Origin of the sequence: Paraburkholderia podalyriae (assembly GCF_014397785.1) — a bacterium.
Taxonomy (GTDB): domain Bacteria; phylum Pseudomonadota; class Gammaproteobacteria; order Burkholderiales; family Burkholderiaceae; genus Paraburkholderia; species Paraburkholderia podalyriae.
Genome location: NZ_VZQQ01000377.1, coordinates 1 through 235, shown reverse-complemented (window position 1 = coordinate 235; position 235 = coordinate 1). Strand labels below are relative to the sequence as shown.

The 235-nt window shown below is 65.1% G+C and carries 1 pseudogene; it reads right to left on the bottom strand.

Features of this window, described 5'->3' with window-relative positions:
- Positions 1–235, bottom strand: a pseudogene (locus F6X42_RS43360) (HTH-type transcriptional regulator ArgP); the annotation flags it as partial.

Sequence of the window (235 nt, the reverse complement as noted above, 5' to 3'; positions counted from 1 at the left end):
GTCGCGAGCGGCTCGGGCTCCTGCGCCCAGTGATGCCAGTAAAGATCGATCATCAGGTCGTGCCCAGGGGCGAGCGCCACCAGTCTGCCGCCACTGATCAGCGGCCCGGCCTGCATGGCGGGGACCAGCCCGTAACCGAGCTCGTCCAGGATCGCATTGAGCAACGCCGCCGGCGAAGGAAAATAGTGTCTGGGGTACCGGCCGACCGTCACCCCGAAATGCAACCCGAAAAACA